Source organism: Lacticaseibacillus sp. 30, assembly GCF_053819265.1.
Genome location: NZ_JBSOQX010000065.1, coordinates 1 through 1,429 on the forward strand (window position 1 = coordinate 1; position 1,429 = coordinate 1,429).

General features: G+C 44.8%; 3 protein-coding genes and 1 pseudogene. All 4 read right to left on the bottom strand.

Annotated features, from left to right (window positions below):
• Nucleotides 1–60: 60 nt before the first annotated feature.
• The 4 genes and pseudogenes from ACWPAB_RS15260 to ACWPAB_RS15275 all read right to left on the bottom strand — a co-directional run bounded on the left by ACWPAB_RS15260 (nt 61) and on the right by ACWPAB_RS15275 (nt 1,341).
• Nucleotides 61–449 (bottom strand): annotated as a pseudogene (locus ACWPAB_RS15260) (hypothetical protein).
• A 2-nt stretch (nt 450–451) separates the two neighbouring features.
• A complete protein-coding gene (locus ACWPAB_RS15265) occupies nt 452–595 on the bottom strand; it encodes a hypothetical protein (protein ID WP_003582061.1) in 144 nt (47 codons plus the stop codon).
• Nucleotides 588–1,037 carry a hypothetical protein gene (locus ACWPAB_RS15270; protein WP_016382279.1) on the bottom strand — a complete coding sequence of 150 codons (450 nt, stop codon included), beginning with the start codon at nt 1,035–1,037 and terminating at the stop codon, nt 588–590. The genes ACWPAB_RS15265 and ACWPAB_RS15270 overlap by 8 nt, the downstream gene beginning before the upstream one ends.
• Before the next feature lie 13 nt (nt 1,038–1,050).
• Nucleotides 1,051–1,341 carry a hypothetical protein gene (locus ACWPAB_RS15275; protein WP_003597610.1) on the bottom strand — a complete coding sequence of 97 codons (291 nt, stop codon included), beginning with the start codon at nt 1,339–1,341 and terminating at the stop codon, nt 1,051–1,053.
• Nucleotides 1,342–1,429: the final 88 nt, after the last annotated feature.

Here is a 1,429-nt window from a genome sequence, read left to right on the forward strand (position 1 = left end):
CTGTTTGTATTCTCATTATAACAGAAAAAGCACAATCTGACTAGATTGTGCTTGCACTTTTTAAGCCTTGATAGCACCTTCAAAGGCATTCTTGATGTCTGGATTGAGTAGCGATGCTTGGTTACCAGTAATATTGCTAGCAATCATCTGCAGGGCGCTTAATTCCTGCGCACTGGCTTTGTCAGGCTTAACTCCTAATTCAATGCACAACATAGCAAGTACGAACCCTCTCGATTACCTTTGTTGAATTCAGCAAGTGTTTTGTAGTAGGCATTGACCATATTCACAGCCACGCTGTCAGCCACGACCTCTTCAAGTTGCTTCGTCAGAAGTTTCTTGTAGTGTTTCTTAGGTACCACAGTCTCGTTGTAACAATAAGTCATGTCCTGCATGGTCTGGGCGAGTTTGTCACATGGCTGTTTCACAACTTCGTCGTAGGCAGTTTTCACGGTTAAAGACCTCTTTCGATTTCTGTTCCTTGCCGAATATAAGCATCAACGAGTTCTAACGCGTGACGCAAGCGATTAAAGGTATCGCTGTCCAGTTCCTCAATGACTTCACTCCATGCGACTTGTGCTTGTTGTTGGTCAATCATGGTCGTCACCTTCTTCCAGTGGAACAGCTTCACAATTCGGGTTGAGCCATTTAGCAAATTCTTTTGCGGCGGCCTCGGTTTCAAATCGTTTCGCCTTTGTTTCGCCCCGAACGTAAGCCACCTCATCAAACTCATCGTCATCGTAGGTAGCATGGTGAACAGCTTGCGCGTACAGTAAGCCCATTTTGACACCCCACGCAGGCGTTGGGACATGCAGTCCCTCGGCCACAACGTCTGGTTTCTCGTTCGGGTCACGTGGTTCAACAATGACGCTATCGACTAATGCACTTTCTGGCAATTCTGGATTTTGACTCAAAATAAAGTTTGTTGCGAGCCGCTGTAGGTCTTTGTCCTTAGCGTCTTCACTGGCGTAAACCATAATAAAGTGCGGTTGATATTCGATTTCGTCAATGCTGACTTGATAGAGCTTTCCTTTTGTCATTGTTTACACTCCTTTATGCAAATGCTAGTTCTTCATTGAAATCATTAGCGTACGCTTCCGCCACACCGACCAACTGCCAAAAAACTGGGCCGCTAGTTTCGTGAGTGAAGCTGAACACTATGTCTTCATCAACAAGTGCTCGTGGTGTTTTAGCAAAGCGAAAGCCTAGCACAAGAGCATTACCTAGTTGTGGGTCGTCGTGTAACTGGACAAGTTCAGCACTCACGTAGTTGCCGGCTTCTCTCGTTTCCTTTATCCAAGCTTCCAGAACATTAGGTTTGTAAGTATTTCTAATTTCAATCATGGTAGCCTCCTATTTGATAACCTGAATGCTGATGTGTTCATCCATAAACTGTTGTGCTGGTTGGTTGATGAGCTGATATTTTGCAAAT

What these genes read in the sequence shown, in the direction of transcription:
- ACWPAB_RS15275 (WP_003597610.1), bottom strand. Translation starts at nt 1,341, where the DNA reads ATGATTGAAATTAGAAATACTTACAAACCTAATGTTCTGGAAGCTTGG.
- ACWPAB_RS15270 (WP_016382279.1), bottom strand. Translation starts at nt 1,037, where the DNA reads ATGACAAAAGGAAAGCTCTATCAAGTCAGCATTGACGAAATCGAATAT.
- ACWPAB_RS15265 (WP_003582061.1), bottom strand. Translation starts at nt 595, where the DNA reads ATGATTGACCAACAACAAGCACAAGTCGCATGGAGTGAAGTCATTGAG.